A 19,038-nucleotide genomic window follows, 5' to 3' on the forward strand; every position below is an offset into this window, starting at 1 on the left:
ATTTCTTTATTGCAAGGTTTAATAAAACTAATAAGTACAAGAACACTACCCCAATGAGAGCCAATTATTACCTCTTATATAATTATTGTCAATTAGGCCCGTCTTTCATAAGTATGACTGGTATCTTCACAATAAACCAGTTTACAACTGGCTTTCGCATCGTTCTTCCCGTCATTTCCAGGCACGGGCAACTTCCCGAAAATTATAAACTTTCGAGAAATTTGAATAGCTGCCCCGCTGACATCAACAAACAATATTTTGCCGACCTTTGACAAATGAAAGATTTGTTTCCATTTTACACTATCGGACACTTTATAAATCAACCATCAAACCAAACTGAATTTGAAATAATGGAGTTTGACAAAATGGAAGAACCTAACGTGGACGACATTCACAAACACATTTTTTACGAAATCCTTTGGACTGAAAAAGGCATCAGCAAACAGACTATCGACTATAAAGAATACGAAGTTTTACCAAACAGTTTGTTTTTCATTTCACCCAACCAAGTGCATCAGTTTGAAGAATGGAAACCATTAAAAGGTGGTACCATTCTTTTTACAGAAGACTTCTTTTTGCTAAACCATAACAACAAAAACAAACTTTTTGAGTTGAGCTTTTTAGATAACTTTTATGCAAATCCTTGCATTCAATTAGACAAGGCAAATTTTGCACAAATTAAGCAAACGATTGACCTGATTTCAAACGAGCAAAAACGAAAGGACAAAAGCCCAACCATCACCCAATCTTATTTGCATATTTTGTTGTCTCAAGTTCAGCGTTGTATTGACACTGAAACGGAAAAGCCAGTTTCAAAAAAATATCTTATTATCTTCAAGCAATTTAAAACCCTTTTGGACAAGTATTTTACTGAAAATAAAACGACTACTTTTTTTGCACAACAGTTAAATATCACTGCGCATCATTTAAACATAATTACTAAAAATGTAACAGGCAAAACCGCAAGCGAAGTTATCAGGGCAAGAAGCATTTTAGAAGCCAAACGATTACTAACTTTTGCCGATTTTACAGTTACTGAAATTGCAACACACCTCAACTATTTTGATAGTTCTTACTTCTCAAAACTCTTCAAAGCAGAAACCAACAAAACGCCAGCAGCATTTAAAAACGAAATGTCCGAAAAGTACCGAATAAGGTAGCTTCTGTTATAACAGCAACCTTTGCATTCACATCATCTTTGCATTGTCAATAGTGACACAAAATATAAAATTTTGAAAAGATGACAGAACAACAAATTCAAACTTCCGTTGAGGAAATTGTAGCATTAGCCCTTTCGGGTAAAGGAGCAGAAGCTTGGGAAAAATTCTATCACCAAGATGTAGAAAAAATTGATTTAGATGGGGCTATTATCCAATCGAAAGAAAAAGTTTTAGAAGCCAATCATTCGTTATTGAGCAACATTACTGATGTAAGAACCTATGCGCATGGCGGTACTTTGGTAAAGGGTAACCGAAGCTTTATTGTTTGGGATGTAGATTTTGATGTGAAAGGTGTTGGAACAATCAAAACCACTGAAGTCTGCATACAAGATTGGGAAGAAGGTAAAATTATTAAGGAACGTTTCTTTGCATAAACCAAACTATTATGACACAAAAAATCTGGTTTATCACAGGTATATCAAGCGGATTGGGCAAGTGTATTGCCCAATCCGTAATTGATAGTGGCGATTTTGTAATTGGAACCTTTCGCAATCAAATACAGGCAGACTCTTTTAATAACTTACACAAAGACGAAGCCTTTGCTTTGACTTTAGACATTACAAAACCTAACGAAATAGAAAAGGCATTTAAACTGATAACTGATAAATTCGGTAAAGTTGATGTGTTGGTAAACAATGCAGGTTTTGGTTTTGCAGGGGCAATTGAAGAAACAAGCACAGACGAAACAAGAGAAATTTTTGAAGCAAATTTCTTTGGTACTTTGCAATTAACACAAACTTTTTTGCCATTATTCAGGCAACAAAAAAGTGGACACATTATTCAAATTTCTTCTCATGGAGGTTTTAAAGCATTCCCAGGTTTTGGTATTTACAATGCCAGCAAATTTGCGTTAGAAGGTTTCAGCGAAGCATTGGCAATTGAAGTTGCACCACTTGGTATAAAATTAACCATTGTAGAACCTGGACCTTTTAGAACAAACTTTGCAGGCAGTTCATTTAAACAAGCCAAAAGAATTATTGAAGATTACAAATCAACAGCTGGCGTATTTAGAGAAAGAATGAAACAAGTGGACGGCAAACAAGAAGGCGACCCAATAAAAGCAGCACAAGCCATTATCGACATTGCCAAACTTGATACACCACCACTAAGACTGCCATTAGGAAAAATTGCAATTATTTCTCTAACAACAAAGTTAGACAGCGTACAAAAAGACATGAACAGTTTTAAAGACATTGCAGAAAGCGCAGTATTCGCATAATAGGCAGACACAAAGCCACTACGCCCAATATTGGTATTGCCGCAAGCAGGTCGTGACGGAATAAACTTCATCTTTTTCATCTTTATTTGGCTTTACTTCCAGCGTGATGTTTTATTTCTAGCTAAGGAAAAAACATCGGCAATATTGCAATAAGTGGGATTCGGTTACGGGCTGACAGTTACGAACAGGACAGGAACTTAACCCAATGAAAGCCAATTATTACCTCTTATATAATTATTGCCTTGTTTAAATATTGTATAGGGTTTGTCTTGAAAGGCTAAACCTATATTTGTCTATCGGCATTTACATTTACTTAAGCAATGAACAAAAAGCAACAACATATCCCAAGCCTTCTACGGAAATTGTCCGTACTGGTTTTGTATGCCAGTTTTTTTGTTGCACAATTGTCTTTCAATTATAGTATTGGCAGCCAGCTATATGCTTCTTACGTTCAAGCAAATACGAAGAATTCATCTACTGCTTCCATAAAGCAGGTAGATAAGCATAACGACACTAAAGTCAATATCCGTTTAAACAAACGTTTCCAACCAGAAAGCTTTGTATTGGGTGATGTTCCCGTTGCACCTGCACCTATCAATGTATTGCTTTCAAAACCAGTTTTTGGTTATACCACTCCTATCATACTACATAGCCAACTTATTGTTGGGTACTTGCGTGGGCCACCTGCTATGCATCTCTTCATCGCATAGATACAGGCATACAGTTAGGCTTATAAAGGAGTAATGTATAGTTTCCCCTTGCCTACATGCCCATTCCCTCATTTTTACATGATTATTTATGGCTTCTTTTCAAAAAGGGAAGCGGTGGCACTTGCTGGCTATTTGGCTATGCCTGCCCACACTATCCCTATTTGCACAACAAAAATATACACTGCCCAGCTTGATAGACAGTGCAGAACATTACCTGCCTTTACTGCAACAAAAAACTGCCATTATAGGGGCGACAAAAGCACAAGTTACAGATACCAAGCATTCCTTCTTGCCACAACTGAGGGTAGCAGAACAATTGAATATAGGTTCAGACAATTCATTGGGCGGCGGCTATTTCCCATTGGGTATTGTGCCTTCCACATCTGGCGGCATAAGGGCAGACAATAGTTTTCAGCCTGCCACAGGCAATGTAGCTGTATTGTATGGCGAGTATGATTTGGCCACTTTTGGCTTGAAAAAAGCTCAGGTAGATAATGCCATTGCTTATACAGGCCTTGCCAATGCAGACCTGCAAAAAGAAAAATACCTGCTCTCCTTAAATATTGCCCGGTTGTACCTCAATATACAAAAAAGCCTCTACCGCCTAAAGGCCGATGAACAGAATGTGGACAGGTATCAAAGTATTTATACCGTGATACAGGCACTTACCCTAAGCGGCATAAAGGCTGGGGCAGATTCATCGTTGGCAAAAGCAGAATTGTCTAAAACCCGCATTGGTTATAACCAGACGTTGGGATTGATCAACCAGCAAAAACAGCAATTGGCTTACCTCACGGGTATCCCTGCCGCAAATTTGATGTTTGATACATTGGTAAACAAAACAGTCAATACCAATTTGGCAATCAACTTTCTGGCAATGGATACCTTGGGCAATCCGTTGATAGATTTCTATGCAAAAAGGAATGCCATTTACAATGCGAATGAGCGGGTAATTAGAAAAAGCTATTTACCTAAAATATTGCTGGCAGGTAGTACCTGGGGCAGGGGCTCCAGTATTCAATATAACGACCAGTACAAAGGTTTGCAGGAAGGTTTGGGTTACCAGCGGTTTAATTATATGGTGGGCGTGGCTGTTACATACAACTTGTTTGACGAGTTACACAAAAAAGACAAACTGGCCATTAACCATTTTCAGCAGCAAGCGGGCGATTACGAATTGCAGCAGCAGAAATTAGCCCTTGCTTCTGCCAGTTTACAGGCAGACAATGCCTTGCAAACCACAGAAGCCAACCTGCGGGAAATACCTGTGCAATTGGCATCGGCTGAAGCTACTTATCAGCAGAAAGTGGCACAATACAAAGCAGGGTTGATTTCATTGATAGACCTTACCAATGCCTCTTTTGTGCTCTATCGCTCACAAACGGACTATATAGAAACCCGTAGTGATTGGTACTTGGCACAGTTGGACAAAGCCGCTGCAACTGGCAACCTGAATCAATTTATACAGACAATCAAATAGTTTTTTCATTATAAACGCATTGTAAGCAATTCAAGCAGGTGAAATACTCTTTGCCTCCTTGCCCATTGCCTCTTTGCCTCCTTAAATTATTATTATGGTACGCACAGCATTGCAACGCCCCATCACCATCCTCGTGCTATTCGTGGGTTTGTTGTTGTTTTCGGTGATGGCCATACGCACCATCCCGATAGATATTTTTCCCAAGTTAAACTCCCCCACCATCTATGTAATAGAGCAGTATGGTGGTATGAGTGCCAAGCAAATGGAAGGCTTTTTTAGCACCAAAATGCAAGACCAGTTCCTGTATGTAAACGGTGTTAAGAATATTGAAAGCAAGAATATACAGGGCTTGACCCTATTAAAGCTCACTTTTTACGAAAGCACAAACATGGCCGAAGCCACGGCGCAGGTAGCTTTACAATCCAACAGGATGATAGCGTTCTTTCCACCGGGTTCTTTACCTCCAACGGTAGTGCGGTTTGATGCTTCTTCCTTACCTGTGGGTGAATTGGTTTTTAGTAGCCCCACTAAATCGCTGGAAGAAATGTTTGATTTGGCTTTAACCCGTGTAAGGCCACTATTCGCAACCGTTCCTGGCCTTTCCGCAGCCCCAGCTTTCGGTTCCAATGCACGGACAATCGTGATAAAAGTTGACCCACAAAAGTTAAGCACCTACAATGTAAGTGCCGATGAAGTGGTAGATGCCATTGCCAAAAACAATTCTGTAAGCCCATCGGGCAATTTGAGGGTAGATAGTACCATGTACATTACTTCCGTAAACTCGCTGGAAAATAAAGTAAGCCAGTTTGAAAACATTTCCATTAAAAGCAATGGCACATCCTCCGTGAATATAAGCGATGTGGCAAAAGTAGCAGATGCTGCAGACATCACCGTTGATTACGCACTGGTAAATGGTAAGCGTTCTGTATATATCCCCGTGGTAAAAACAGCCGATGCTTCTACATGGGATGTTGTGCAGAATTTGCGGGCAAAGCTGCCCGAAATGCAAAGCCTGTTGCCTGATGATGTAAAAATTAGCTATGAATTTGACCAAAGCGTATTTGTAACCAATTCTGCCAAAAGCCTGATGACGGAAGGTATTCTAGGGGCGATTTTAACGGGGCTGATGGTGCTACTGTTCCTGCGGGATTGGCGGAGCAGTGTTGTGGTAATTGTTACAATTCCTATTGCTATCATGAGTGCTGTTTTCTTCCTCAACCTTGCCGGGCAAACCATCAATATCATGACCTTAAGTGGATTGGCATTGGCTATTGGGATATTAGTGGATCAGGCAACGGTAACTATTGAAAACATCCACCAGCACTTAGAAATGGGTAAGAATAAAAAGCAGGCTATTTTAGATGCTTGTGAAGAAATATCATTCCCTCTGCTCCTTATATTGCTTTGTATCCTGGCTGTGTTTGCACCAGCATTGGTAATGAGTGGTGTTCCTAAAGCCATGTTCCTGCCCTTGTCATTGTCCATAGCGTTTGCAATGATTGTGTCCTATATCGCAGCGCAAACATTGGTACCAGTAATTGCCAACTGGTTATTGAAGGAAGAAATGTACCAGTATCACCACAAGGGTGTACATGCCCACGCAGGCCTCGATTTGGATAAAGAAGAAGCAACACAAATAAGTGAACATAATAAAGAGGAACATGCACATCCCGAAGAAAATGGGTTCTTCCAAAAACTCAAAGTAAGCTTGGGTAATTGGTTGGAAAAGTGGATGCCCAAGCGCAAATGGATAGTAATAGCTTATCTGGTATTTGCTTTTGGTGCAGCAGCTATTTGTTTTGTAGTCATCGGAAAAGATTTGTTACCTAAAACAAACAATGGGCAATTGCAGCTTCGCATCCGTGAACCAGATGGCACGAGGCTAGAGGTAACGGAACGCACTACAAAATCTGTATTGGATATTATTGATTCTACCGTACACGGTCATGTGGAAATTACATCTGCTTATGTAGGGTTAGTACCGAGCAATTTTGGCACAAGCAACCTGTACATTTTCAATAGCGGCACGCATGAATCTGTAATTCAGGTAAACCTGAAAGAAGAGTACAAAGTAAAAATGGAAGATTTGAAGGAAGAATTGCGCAAGCGTATTGCTGTTGCATTCCCTTCTATCAAAATCTCTTTCGAGCCAATAGAATTGACAGAAAAAATCATGGCACAAGGTGCTTCCACCCCAATTGAGGTAAGGGTATCTGGAAAGAATATGACGGACATAAAGAACTATTCTGCCTTGTTATTGAACAAGTTAAAAGGTATTGATTTCCTGCGGGATGTACAAATAGCACAGCCCTTGCATTTCCCAACGATTAATATTACCGTTGACAGGCAGAAGCTCTCACTCATGGGGTTGTCACTTGACAATGTTTCCCGTAGCATTACCGCCAGCACATCTTCTAGTCGGTATACAAGCAAGAATTTCTGGTTAGATAGTAAAACTTCTTACACATATCAGACGCAAGTGCAAGTACCTGAATATATTATGAACTCTGTGGAGGAATTGCAATCAACCCCTTTGGTAAAAGGGCAGGCTAGGCCTGTATTGTCCGATGTGGCTATCCTATCTATTGACAGCCTTCCCGGAGAATATGACCGTAGTGGCCCCCGTAGGTTTGTAACTATCAGTGCTAATATATTTAAAACAGACTTAGGCACTGCCACCAATGCCGTACAAAAAGCCATCAATGAAGTAGGCACACCGCCGCTTGGTTTAATTACGGAAGTAAAAGGCATGTCTTCCCTGCTTACGGAAACTTTAGGATCATTACAAACAGGACTATTGGCAGCAATTGTGGTAATTCTCTTACTACTTGCCGCTAATTACCAATCCTTTGGTGTGGCAGTGGTTGTACTTAGTACCGTGCCTGCGGTGCTACTTGGGGCAATGCTTTTGCTATTGGCAACAGGTGCAACGCTCAACCTGCAATCCTATATGGGCATCATCATGGCGGTTGGCGTATCAGTGGCAAATGCTATCTTGATTGTTACCAATGCCGAGGCATTAAGGCTGGAATACAAAGACCCATTCAAAGCTGCCACGGTGGCGGCAAGTGTTCGTCTCCGCCCCATTTTGATGACCAGCCTCGCCATGATAGCAGGCATGATACCCATGGCCAGTGGCATGGGCGAATCTGGCGACCAGTCAGCCCCATTAGGCCGGGCAGTTATTGGCGGTTTGGCTGCTTCCACCTTTGCCGCATTGTTCATCGTGCCTTTGGTTTATGGTTGGGTGCAACAAAAAACCTCTTTTAAATCGGTGTCGTTATTGCCGGAAGAAACATTCACCACAAAGTAATTTTTAACCACAATGAACACAAAGTAAAGCAACCATTATTCGTGCTTATTCGTGCATTCGTGGCAAATAAACTCATGCTCTTAATGGCAAAAAAACAAAAAACATCAATTATGAAATATTATATCATCCCAGTTTGCTTAGGCTTACTATTCGCAGCCTGTTCATCAGACAAAAAAGAAAAAGAGGAAAAGGTGGTTACCAAACCCACTACCCCCATTTATCCCCTCGCATCAGTGGAAAAAGGTGGGGTAGCCACGGTATTAAAACTTCCCGCGCAGTTAGCGGCTTACGAGGAAGTCAGTATTTTTCCCAAGGTAAATGGTTATGTAAAAAGCGTATTGGTAGATATGGGTACAAAAGTTACGCAAGGCAGTCTACTCATGGTATTGGAAGCCCCCGAATTGGAACAAGCCGCCCTGCAGGCCAAAGAAAGATATGCCCGTAGCCGGGCAGATTTTTCTATTGACAAAGAACGCTACCTCCGTTTGCAGGAAGCCGCAAAAACCGCAGGTGCTATTTCGCCGTTGGACTTGTCAACTATCAAGGCAAAAATGGATGCCGACAGTGCCCTGTGCAATGCAGAACATGCCAATTGGCAAATGCAGCAAACCATGTTGGGCTACCTGCGTGTAACCGCACCGTTCACAGGTGTAATAACAGAAAGGAATGTTCACCCCGGAGCATTGGTAAGTGCTTCCGCCAAAGACAAGCCCATGCTGGAACTGAAACAAATAGCCTACCTCCGTTTGCAAGTGGACATACCCGAAGTAATAGCCGCCAACCTAAAAAGCAAGGACACGGTTTCCTTTTTTGTAAATGCCTTCCCCGGTAAGAAAATGACAGGCTTTATTACCCGCAAGGCAGACAATATCACAGCCCAATACCGCAGTGAACGGATGGAAATAGATGTGTTGAACGTAGATGGCGCATTAAGTCCAGGAATGTTTGCCGATGTGGTATTGTATTCAAAAGGCAATGCTAGTGCCATGTATGTACCCAAATCGGCCGTGGTTACCTCCACCGAGCGCAAATATGTATTACTGGTAAAAGACGGTAAAACCCAAAAGATAGATGTAAGCACCGGCAATGAAACCCCGGGAAAAATAGAAGTCTATGGCAATTTACAGCCCGGCGACAAAGTGATTGCCACAGGCAGTGATGAGATTAAGGAGAGTGGGATGTAGTTTTTTGGCTTACGCATGCTCAATGTTACAAGCAAAAACGGTGAAGTAAGCTACAGCACTCTTTCAACTGCAATAATAGGAAAGGCAGCAGCAAGCATTGCAGTTTATCCTAACCCGTTAGTGGGCAAGGCACTGAATGTTGCATTCAACAACTTGGGTGCAGGCAAGTACACTGTTGCTATCTACACTGTCCTAGGCAATAAGGTATTTGAAAAGTCAATTACCCACAATACGGGAACTTTGGTTAAGCAATTAGCCATCGGCATTTACCTTGCCTCTGGTACTTATACAGTACGTGTAAGCAAGCCCTGACGGCATTGTATAAAGCAAATGTCAAATCGTTGTCCATAATGGGTCTGCCTAGAAAGGCAGCCTTTTTTTGTGGTCATTTTTATGCTTGGTTTTTAATAGTGCCAACTAGGTAGTATACTTCATTTTGAAATAGAAAGTTATTTTAAAAGTATTACTTGGTTAGGTTTTTTGTTTGCAGCCCATATAGCAACAAAAAAAGCAAAGTGATGCCAATACCTATGTAGGAAGCAAAGCCCGATAAAAAAGAAGAGCCTACAAACAAAAACAAACCTATATAGGGCAATAAACTGCCTAGGCAATAGCTATAAAAGCCACTCATTTTCAGTTTGCGCATTTCTATTGCCCCAAAAATGCACAGCAAATACCCTAAAATAGACAAAGTGTAAACAGGCACTTTATTTGCATCCATTTTTTGTGCAAGGTCTAGTGCTTCAGGGCTAAACATTTTCTTTGCAAAATCAGGCATTTTTTCAAACTCTGGCTTGCTAATGGTTTCCTGCATTTTTGCAAGGTTTTCACTACTTTTTAAATAGCCATATATCCCGAATACTGTCAATAATCCACTGCCAATAAAGGTGAGGATAGTCAGTGTATTAATACCGGAAGGCAACCTGCCTTCGTCCATTTCGCTTTCAAAGCTAGATGCCATGATGTTTAATTTTTTTTGGGTTAACTATAGGGTAAAGATATTAATCAGTTCATAATATTCAAAAACTTATTCACTTTTTTGAATGTTAACCCACAAAGTATTTTATTGCATTATGGATGCTCCCCAAAGAATTATAATTAAGGATAATCACTTTTGGCTATCTGCCGATAAATCTGTTTATTGGGAAGAACAGCGAGCTTTGATCGTTAGTGATTTGCATTTTGGCAAGTCAGGCCATTTCCGGAAGGCTGGCATCCCTATACCAACTAGTTTATACAAAGAAGACTTGCAGTGCTTGCTTAGTAACCTTATGTATCACAAAGCGGCTCAATTAATAGTAGTAGGGGATATGTTTCATAGCATAGCCAATAAGGAGTTGGAGCTGTTTAAGCGTTGGCGCAATGATATGCCTAGCGTAGCGGTTCATTTGGTAAAAGGCAATCACGATATCCTTAGTGCTGAATGGTACAAGGAAGCAAATATTTTCATTCATAACCCCTCGCTTCTAATAGATGGCATTAGGTTTATACATGATCTGCCATTATCAGAAGAAACACATTCGGCATATTACAATTATACTTTCACAGGGCATATACATCCTGGTATCCGGTTTAGCGGGGGCAGTAGGCAAAGCCTAGTTTTTCCTTGTTTTTATTTTGGGGAAACCCATGCCATATTGCCCGCTTTTAGCCGTTTTGCAGGTGCGGTTTGCATTAAATCAAAAAAAACAGACACTGTTTTTGCAATTGTGAATAATACTCTTATAAAAGTGTAAAGTTTTGCCCCTCGTCTTTGTTCTTGCCCCTCTCCGAAGGAGAGGGGTTGGGGTGAGGTCTCTAAAATAAATAGTATTAACTTAATTAGGTCTGAATACTTATTACTATCCTGCTGCCTAAAACTGGTACAATACATTCAACCCAATAAAATCTGCCTCGTCGGAGTGTGCACGGAAGCAAAAGCCGGGTTGCCAATGCTTGTTTATCAAATACCTGAAACTATGCTGGTGGAAATAATCATTGTAAAATGCAGGATGCGTTGTTAAGTATCTTCCTATTACTTGGCTAATAATTACCCGCCCTAATAAAAACTCGTGTCCTATATACAACCCAGCAAGCGTTGACGAATGTTTGTTGGGGTCTATTGAAAAACCTGGAATTGGGGGGTCCACAAGCAAGTTATTATAATATACCTGGAGGCCTGCAACCAACCCGTGGATGCGCCCTATTTGTTTAGCTGCCTCTACAAAGCCTCCCGTAGCATAAGTTCGCTGATAGCCCATGGTAGCACCTGCATAATCTTGCTTGGCAACATACAAAAGCCCGAGGCGATAATCTATCGGCCTTCCTTTCCAATATTTATCGTGTACCCTGTGGTATTTGGGCAGTATGCTGCCTTCTGGGCTATAAACAACAGTTGCTGCGCCTGTTATCCAGTTTAGCCCACGGTTGGGCCTTTTGATATTGCCGTTAGAGATGTGGTTCAAAGCACCATTTAGTTCCAGCGATATGTGTTTAGAAAGGCGTAAACCCCAGCCGCCCCCTAGTTGCAAATATGGGTTGATATGCAGGCTGAAATTTTGGTTGAGTGTATCTATTGGAGAGTTTGGGTCAAAAGGGTTATCGGAATAACAGAAGCCAATAGTAGCCCTGAAATGGAAGGAAAGGAAATTGTTGACACGGTAAACGGGCTGCACAAAATACGCCGCCATGAAAGAATTGCCCAATATGGGGGTGCCATAATGGAAATATTCCAACTGCAAACCCATCCGTGGGTATGCACTGCAAAGGTGGTAGGTGGCAGAGTCTTTTGCTTGCTTGCTTATCTCAAAGCCAAAACCAATGGGGTGTGCACCGCCAATAGGCCGCACGGCGGGTGTGTGTACTACCGTGTTGCCATAATCTACTTTTAGGGCAAATACAGTTGCCGCAGGGGTGCTTTTTTTATATTCAGGGGTTAGCTGGGCAAAACTTGCTATGGCAAGAATGGTAAAAAATGAAGATAGCAGTAGCGGCTTGTGCATGATAAATGTAAACTTTTATTGCAGTGTTTTAGTAATTGAATAATATATGATGCTTGTTTATATCAGTTTGCTGTTTCGCCTCTACTATTTGGCGTAAATGTGAAATTCTTTTGTGCCACATAGCTAAATGCCACCACAAACACAGTTGTCAATAGCTTGGAAGGCAAAGGGCTCCATCGGAAAGTATCTATAAATAATTTCAAAAAGCCATAGTTCAATACTAGGCAGAAAAGCACCACGGAGAAATATTTGAACAACTGTTTCGATTTTTTTACCGATGTTTCTTGGAAAACAACATACCTACTTAAATAAAAGCCGGTTGGGAACGTAACTAGGAAACCAGTAAGGAATGCAGCAATATGCGCACTGATAATAAGGTTGGGGAATATAGACGGGAAACTAATGGGCTGTGCCTTGAAAATATAATTGTACGACACGAAAAAAACGGTAATGTCAAGCGAAGTATTGAAACCGCCACAGGCTGCATACCTGAATGTTTGCAGCGGCATAAATTTTTTGAATAATGGGTACAGCAAATCTATAAACGACAAAAGAAAGCCACGGGTTGTGTTGTGTAATTTTTGCATAAATGGCGGCGAAGTTAAGGGTTAAAAACAGTTAGTTTTGCAGCCCACAAATGTTAAAAGAGCAATGAGCATAGCACAACAGATAAAGCAAGCCACCGCAAAAGCCATAGAAAGCCTATACAATGTATCGTTGGCTGAAAATGTTATTTTAGTAAATGCCACGCAACCTGCTTTTGAAGGCGACTACACAGTGGTATTGTTTGCATTTGTAAAACAATTGAAAAAATCGCCCGATGCACTGGGGCAGGAACTTGGTAGTTATTTAGTAAGCAATTACCCACAGTTGTTTACTGGGTTTAATGTTATAAAAGGCTTTTTGAATATTTCGGTTAAGGATAGCTATTGGCTTGTTTTTTTGCAGCAGCAATACCAAAACCCGCAATACGGCATGGCAGAAAAGAAGGGGGGTAAGGTAATGGTAGAATATTCATCGCCCAATACCAACAAGCCGCTGCACCTCGGGCATTTACGCAATAATTTCCTAGGCTGGAGCATTGCCGAGATATTAAAAGCCAACGGCAATGAAATAGTGAAAACCTGCATCGTAAATGACAGGGGCATACATATTTGCAAAAGCATGATTGCTTGGCAGTTGTTTGCCAATGGGGCAACGCCCGAAAGCACAGGCATGAAAGGCGACCATTTTGTGGGAGATTACTATGTGAAGTTTAACGATGCCTACAAAGCCGAGGTTGAAGCACTAACAGCTCAGGGTGTAGCAAAGGAAACTGCTGAAAAGCAAGCCCCCATTATGCTGGGGGCACAGAAAATGCTGCTTGACTGGGAGAAGGGCGACATGGGCGTGATGGCACTCTGGGAAAAAATGAACGGCTGGGTATATGCTGGCTTTGCCGAGACCTACAACAAAATAGGAACCGACTTCGACCGTACTTATTACGAAAGCCAAACCTATTTGCTGGGTAAAGACCTTGTGGACAAAGGATTGGAAAAAGATGTTTTTTACCAGAAGGAGGATAGCAGCGTTTGGATAGACCTTACCCAGGATGGATTAGACGAAAAAATTGTGCGCCGGAAAGACGGCACTTCTGTTTACATAACACAGGACATTGGGCTGGCCGTTGACAAATACGAAGAATACCATTGCGACAAAAGCATTTATGTGGTAGGCGATGAGCAGAACTACCATTTTAAGGTATTGAAACTGATATGCCAAAAACTGGGCTTGCCATCTGCCAATGGTATTTTCCACCTTAGTTATGGCATGGTGGAACTGCCTACGGGCAAAATGAAAAGCAGGGAAGGCACTGTTGTTGACGCTGATGATTTGGTAGCTGAAATGATTGCCATTTCCAAGCAAAAAACAGAAGAATTAGGCAAGGTAAAAGATTTTACCCCAGCGGAGTTGACGGAACTGTACAACACAATCGGCCTTGGTGCTTTAAAGTTTTTCCTTTTGCGGGTTGACCCTAAAAAGAAAATGGTATTTAATCCTGAGGAAAGCATAGAATTTCAAGGTTTCACGGGGCCATTTGTTCAGTTTATCCATGCAAGGATAAAAAGCATCCTGCGGAAAACAGTTTCGCAGGGGGAAACAATACCAGCCATAGATACAAATGGCACTTTGTTGCCACTAGAAAAAGCCATCATAGTAGAATTGGAATTATTCCCTTCTATTATACATGATGCAGCCACAGAATACGACCCTTCTAAAATTGCCATTTATGTGTATGGGCTAGCAAAAACATTCAGTTCCTTCTATTCCGAATTGTCCATTGCCAATGCCGAAACGGTGGAAAAGAAAGCATTGCGTTTGCAGTTGGCACAATTAACCGCACATGTATTAAAAACAGGCATGGAATTGCTAGGGGCAGGCGTGCCAGAAAGGATGTAAATAAATTGCTACCTCGCTCGGTATAGGGTTCCAAAATAAAAAGTGATGCTTGGCGTTGTTGGGAGGCTAGGCCGAGCGGGGGAAATTGAAGACCTAAGCTAATATTTGAAATGTTTTTTTTCTGCATTTTTCGTGATTTATTTTTTTTAAAAACAGTCTTTTTTGCATATAACTCATTGATATTCAGTTGTTTATGTTTTTTTGAGCCTCATTTTTTATTATAATTTAAGTGAATTTTATGATAGTTTATTGATAATGGAATAATAGTCTTATGATATTAAACTGATAATTTATTGATAAGAAACAATTAAGATTTTGATGGTGGATTATCATTTTCCCAAGCCAACCATCCGTTGCGAGGATAAAGGTCAAGATACCCTAGTTCCTCATTTAATGTAAAATTGGCATGAATAGGTACATAGCCCAAAATAAAAATCCTATATGGGGGAAATATGCCCCCATGAGCATCCAAAAATGCCCCCATATAGGATTCTTGTTGAGCAGCAAACAGCAAGGCATTTAATTAAATATTTCCTGCTTCTGCCAAATAGAAAACAACAAAAAACGGAATTTTGAAACGCACCCCCCTCCTGAACTAGCTAATCTGCCATCGGTTCGTTGTTTGTCGGAGACAACGTCCTAGGAAGGGAGGGCACAAGCGACACGCTTGCGCCACCAACGAGGTTTGTTTAACGCGGACTAGCTGGGGAAAATTATTTTGACAACGTTACAAAGACACAAGTGGCCAGCTAAAGCTTAACAATTGCGCCAGTGGAATCTTATTTATTCCCATCTTCCTTCTCCTTCAATTTCAGCGTATTTGTTTTTGGGGGATAGGCGGGCTGTTCCTCTGTGTCAGGCTTAAAAACACCTTGGGGCTGTGCGGGGTTCTTTTCATTGTATCCTTTTTTTACTTGGTCTTCGGTTGTGGTTTTCTTGGGGCGTGGCATATAATAATGTTTTTAGGTAATGCCATTAAATCCGTGCCAGCATTTTTTTTCCTGCTTTTTTTTATCGCAAGCCAGGGTTGGATGAAAATGTTATCCCGTGTGTGCAGACACCGCTAGTGCACTTCATAACTTCGTGATGCAGGCGCAATCGTGTCGCTTGTGCCTTTCAATTGCTTATTTTGAGATATTAGCCAAAGCAAACCCGCCACAGGCGTGCCGCAGCAAACCCTATATCGCTTGGCGTAGCGTTCCAAAATAAAAAGTGGTAATCGACGAGTCGGGAGACTACACCGAGGGGGAATAATTTCAAATTGAATAAATGGAAGTAATGCTTTCAATCTGTATAAGCGAAAAATTGTGAGCAAACGCCAGTAATTATATTACTATTTGCAGTTAATGTTAAACTAATAGGTAACTTACATAAATATTAATAAAAGTTTATTGTGTGGCATAAGTATGAATTGATGCTTCCTATTAACCAATAGACAAGTCAGTCCAACCAAAAATTTTCCTGTTTTTTTTTAATTTCTTAATCTTAATGGTATAACAAACCGCTATTGTATGAATAAAATTAATCCAAAAAAAAATGCTGCTCATCATAAGCAATTACAAAAGTGCCCAACCGGCATCAAAGGTTTTGATGAAATTACCGAGGGTGGTCTTCCGAAAAACAGGGCCACTTTAGTCAGTGGGAGTGCCGGCTCTGGAAAAACACTTTTGGGGATTGATTTTTTAATTAATGGTGCAATCAAATTTAAAGAGCCAGGCGTCTTTATGTCATTTGAAGAGACAGAAGATGAACTTTATACAGACGTGGCTTCTCTCAACTTGGATTTGCAAGGGCTTGTTTCACAAAAAAAAATTTTAATAGAACATGTGCTTTTGGAGAAAAAAGATATTCAGGAGACCGACTTTAACCTTGAAGGGCTATTTGTTCGTTTAGAACTTGCCATTGATTCCATTGGTGCCAAACGGGTTGTTTTAGATTCTATTGAATCTATTTTTGCAGGCATTACAGATGTCGGCATTCTTCGGTTAGAAATAAAAAGACTTTTCAGGTGGCTTAAAGAAAAACAAGTTACTGCAATTGTTACCGGCGAGCCGCTACAAGAAACGTATACCCGCCATGGCTTGGAGCAGTACATTTCTGATTGCATCATTTTATTGGATAACAGGGTTAATGAACAAATTGCCATCCGCAGAATCCGGATAGTTAAATACCGTGGCTCAAAACATGGAACAAATGAATATCCTTTCGTAATTGATAAATATGGTCTTTCAGTAATTCCCATCACTTCGGCTGGTCTTGATCAACCAGGTACAGGTAAAAAAGTTTCCACAGGAATTCCGTCGTTAGACAAAATGTTCAGGGGGGGTAAACCAGGTTATACAAGAGGGAGTACGGTACTTGCTTCAGGTACTGCAGGCACCGGAAAAACAAGTTTAGCTGCTTCATTCGCATTAGCAAGTTGTAAACGTGGAGAACGCTGTCTTTTCTTGTCCTATGAAGAATCGGCTGGGCAACTCATTCAAAATATGGGTTCTATAGGTCTTCATTTTGAACCAATGATAAAAAAAGGGCTCTTAAAGATCGTATCTACTAGGCCTTCGTTTTTTGGTTTAGAGATGCATTTGCTCGATTTATATAAACTCATTGCAGAATTTAAACCAAAAGCAGTTGTTATAGATCCTCTTACAAGTCTTATTGGAGAGGGTGACCAGCGTGAAATACGATCCATGATTACCCGTATGATTGATCTTTTAAAATCAAATGGTATTACCAGCTTTTTTACAAGCCTTGTTTCATCAGCTGCACAAAATGATACAAGCGGAGAAATCGGGGTATCCTCTTTAATCGACACCTGGATAGTAGTAAGAGAATTAGAAGAAGATGTAAGCAAAAAACGTATTCGTGGACTTTTTATTGTTAAGTCTCGTGGCACGGGCCACGATAGTGATGTACATAAATTGATTTTAAGTGATGATGGCATTAAATTAATGCCAATGGAAGGTGAATCTATACAGATAGCCAATAAGGAAAAGAAGGTTGGTAAAAATGTTTCTGAAAGTCAAAAATTAACCAAACAAGATAATGGTGAATAATAAAAAAAAAGGTGGAAGGTCAGCCGAAGATATAGGAACATTGCACCCTACATTGATTGTTGGCATTGGCGGCTCAGCCGGAGCACTTAACGCTTATAAGGCTCTGCTGGACGCAATGCCGGCTGATACAGGTATGGCGTTTGTCATTATCTCTCACATGAACCCTACTGCCAATAGTCAATTAGCTGAGATTCTGTCTCGGCATACGAAAATGCCGGTAAAAGTGGCTTCTATGGCGATGCCGGTTCTTGCGAATCAGGTTTACGTAATTCCTCCAGACGCTGATATACTCATTGAAAATTACACCTTCAAAGTCATCTCTCCCCGCTCTGTTGGGCACAAGCAAATAGATGTATTTTTTGTTTCTTTAGCAGAAGCAATGGGCGTGCGTGCAATTGGCATTGTCCTTTCTGGGTATGATGGCGATGGTACTGAGGGCTGCAAACACATCAAGGCAAATGGAGGAAAAACCTTTGCCCAAGACATGTCTGCCGAAATTGACTCCATGCCGCTCAGCGCCCAGGCTTCAGGCTGTGCTGATTTCGTTCTGCCGCTCGACAAAATTCCGGATAAATTAAAAAGTTTGGCAGTTGCGCTTAAAACGTAGTAATACCTATCCAACAGTAAAATAATTTGAAGAAAAGTACGAACCGCTAATATTGGTATTGCCGCTTAGCTTTTGTACTGGCTTGACGTTATAAATTTGGCTTATGAATAAAACATCGGCAATATTGCAATTAGTGGGCTTAAGTCCCTAGCTTACCCATCGCTATTGCCTTGCCGGCAGGCAATATCCTGCTCGTTATAGGCAATGCTTACGCCTCTCTCGATTGACCGTTACTGCGAACTCAAAACGACATCACTCCCAACTTTTCGCCAAAAACGTTTGACTATCGCTTCTGCAAAATAAAAAGATAGCAAAACCAAGCACAAAAAGTGCACGCAATCTTACCTACGAACCTGTCCCAATTGCCCCCGAGATTTTACCCCACCGCACCCCTTTGAAGCAACTATTTTGCTTTATTAATGGCTACTACAAGATTAAATTACTAACTTACGCCATGATTTCTGAAAACATCAACATGCCGTTTGCTGATTACGATAACAACGATAGCCTTCTTCTGAAAGAAGTAATAGAAGAGTTGTCTGTATCTACCGTTCATAAAACCCTACATCATGGTGAAAAATTGATTAAAGCGACTAACAAAAAAGCAAATAAGTTTCGCGATGTTCCTTTAATTGACCTTCATACGTAACGCAAAATCGGTTTCGCATCTTCACGAGAAATAAAACGCAGTGGCGCACTCCAAAAAATTCCATTTATTATATTCTCTAATGATTCGGATGTAGAAACGGTTAAAAATGTTTTCAGAATTTCAGTTCGCCATTACATCTGCAAGTTTGCTGATTTTTCGCAACTGAAAAAAGTAATTTATGAG

Annotated in this window: 17 protein-coding genes; 13 read left to right on the forward strand and 4 right to left on the reverse strand. The window is 40.8% G+C overall.

Annotation, left to right across the window (positions count from 1 at the left end):
- Positions 1-275: 275 nt before the first annotated feature.
- From ACHFIY_RS03190 to ACHFIY_RS03225, 8 genes are all read left to right on the forward strand, one after another.
- Positions 276-1,160: an AraC family transcriptional regulator gene (locus tag ACHFIY_RS03190; protein ID WP_410844611.1), complete on the forward strand. Its 885-nt coding sequence runs from the start codon at positions 276-278 to the stop codon at positions 1,158-1,160.
- Positions 1,161-1,240: 80 nt separating this feature from the next.
- Complete coding sequence (locus ACHFIY_RS03195; RefSeq protein WP_410844612.1) at positions 1,241-1,594, forward strand: SnoaL-like domain-containing protein; 354 nt, start codon at positions 1,241-1,243, stop codon at positions 1,592-1,594.
- A gap of 11 nt (positions 1,595-1,605) precedes the next feature.
- Entirely contained in the window at positions 1,606-2,439 is an 834-nt protein-coding gene (locus tag ACHFIY_RS03200) for an oxidoreductase (protein WP_410844613.1), read from the forward strand.
- Positions 2,440-2,759: 320 nt separating this feature from the next.
- Positions 2,760-3,149 (forward strand): hypothetical protein, encoded by a 390-nt coding sequence (locus ACHFIY_RS03205; RefSeq protein ID WP_410844614.1) that lies wholly within the window; start codon positions 2,760-2,762, stop codon positions 3,147-3,149.
- A gap of 88 nt (positions 3,150-3,237) precedes the next feature.
- On the forward strand, positions 3,238-4,629 hold the full coding sequence (locus ACHFIY_RS03210) for a TolC family protein (RefSeq protein WP_410844615.1): 1,392 nt from the start codon (positions 3,238-3,240) through the stop codon (positions 4,627-4,629).
- Between the two features lie 94 nt (positions 4,630-4,723).
- The gene (locus ACHFIY_RS03215; protein WP_410844616.1) at positions 4,724-7,942 is read left to right on the forward strand and encodes an efflux RND transporter permease subunit; all 3,219 of its coding nucleotides are present in this window, start codon (positions 4,724-4,726) and stop codon (positions 7,940-7,942) included.
- Between the two features lie 110 nt (positions 7,943-8,052).
- A complete protein-coding gene (locus ACHFIY_RS03220) occupies positions 8,053-9,126 on the forward strand; it encodes an efflux RND transporter periplasmic adaptor subunit (protein WP_410844617.1) in 1,074 nt (357 codons plus the stop codon).
- 15 nt (positions 9,127-9,141) lie between these two features.
- Positions 9,142-9,438 (forward strand): T9SS type A sorting domain-containing protein, encoded by a 297-nt coding sequence (locus ACHFIY_RS03225; protein WP_410844618.1) that lies wholly within the window; start codon positions 9,142-9,144, stop codon positions 9,436-9,438.
- Between the two features lie 151 nt (positions 9,439-9,589).
- On the opposite strand, the gene ACHFIY_RS03230 is transcribed toward ACHFIY_RS03225, so the two are convergent.
- On the reverse strand, positions 9,590-10,087 hold the full coding sequence (locus tag ACHFIY_RS03230; protein ID WP_410844619.1) for a hypothetical protein: 498 nt from the start codon (positions 10,085-10,087) through the stop codon (positions 9,590-9,592).
- Positions 10,088-10,199: 112 nt separating this feature from the next.
- Between ACHFIY_RS03230 and pdeM the strand changes: the two genes are divergently transcribed.
- Entirely contained in the window at positions 10,200-10,862 is a 663-nt protein-coding gene (pdeM, locus tag ACHFIY_RS03235; RefSeq protein WP_410844620.1) for a ligase-associated DNA damage response endonuclease PdeM, read from the forward strand.
- A gap of 117 nt (positions 10,863-10,979) precedes the next feature.
- Here pdeM and ACHFIY_RS03240 read toward each other — a convergent pair whose 3' ends face one another.
- The gene (locus tag ACHFIY_RS03240; RefSeq protein WP_410844621.1) at positions 10,980-12,107 is read right to left on the reverse strand and encodes an acyloxyacyl hydrolase; all 1,128 of its coding nucleotides are present in this window, start codon (positions 12,105-12,107) and stop codon (positions 10,980-10,982) included.
- A gap of 62 nt (positions 12,108-12,169) precedes the next feature.
- A complete protein-coding gene (locus ACHFIY_RS03245) occupies positions 12,170-12,694 on the reverse strand; it encodes a GtrA family protein (protein ID WP_410844622.1) in 525 nt (174 codons plus the stop codon).
- 64 nt (positions 12,695-12,758) lie between these two features.
- Here ACHFIY_RS03245 and argS point away from each other — a divergent pair, with 64 nt between their 5' ends.
- On the forward strand, positions 12,759-14,546 hold the full coding sequence (gene argS, locus ACHFIY_RS03250) for an arginine--tRNA ligase (RefSeq protein ID WP_410844623.1): 1,788 nt from the start codon (positions 12,759-12,761) through the stop codon (positions 14,544-14,546).
- 779 nt (positions 14,547-15,325) lie between these two features.
- Here argS and ACHFIY_RS03255 read toward each other — a convergent pair.
- On the reverse strand, positions 15,326-15,496 hold the full coding sequence (locus ACHFIY_RS03255; RefSeq protein ID WP_410844624.1) for a hypothetical protein: 171 nt from the start codon (positions 15,494-15,496) through the stop codon (positions 15,326-15,328).
- A gap of 561 nt (positions 15,497-16,057) precedes the next feature.
- Between ACHFIY_RS03255 and kaiC the strand changes: the two genes are divergently transcribed.
- The 3 genes from kaiC (at position 16,058) to ACHFIY_RS03270 (ending at position 18,855) form a co-directional block, all read left to right on the forward strand.
- Positions 16,058-17,599: a circadian clock protein KaiC gene (kaiC, locus tag ACHFIY_RS03260; protein WP_410844625.1), complete on the forward strand. Its 1,542-nt coding sequence runs from the start codon at positions 16,058-16,060 to the stop codon at positions 17,597-17,599.
- The gene (locus ACHFIY_RS03265; protein ID WP_410844626.1) at positions 17,589-18,206 is read left to right on the forward strand and encodes a chemotaxis protein CheB; all 618 of its coding nucleotides are present in this window, start codon (positions 17,589-17,591) and stop codon (positions 18,204-18,206) included. The genes kaiC and ACHFIY_RS03265 overlap by 11 nt, the downstream gene beginning before the upstream one ends.
- Before the next feature lie 454 nt (positions 18,207-18,660).
- Entirely contained in the window at positions 18,661-18,855 is a 195-nt protein-coding gene (locus ACHFIY_RS03270; RefSeq protein WP_410844627.1) for a hypothetical protein, read from the forward strand.
- The last annotated feature ends 183 nt before the right edge of the window (positions 18,856-19,038 follow it).

The organism is Parasediminibacterium schistidii (genome assembly GCF_046546515.1).
GTDB lineage: Bacteria > Bacteroidota > Bacteroidia > Chitinophagales > Chitinophagaceae > Parasediminibacterium.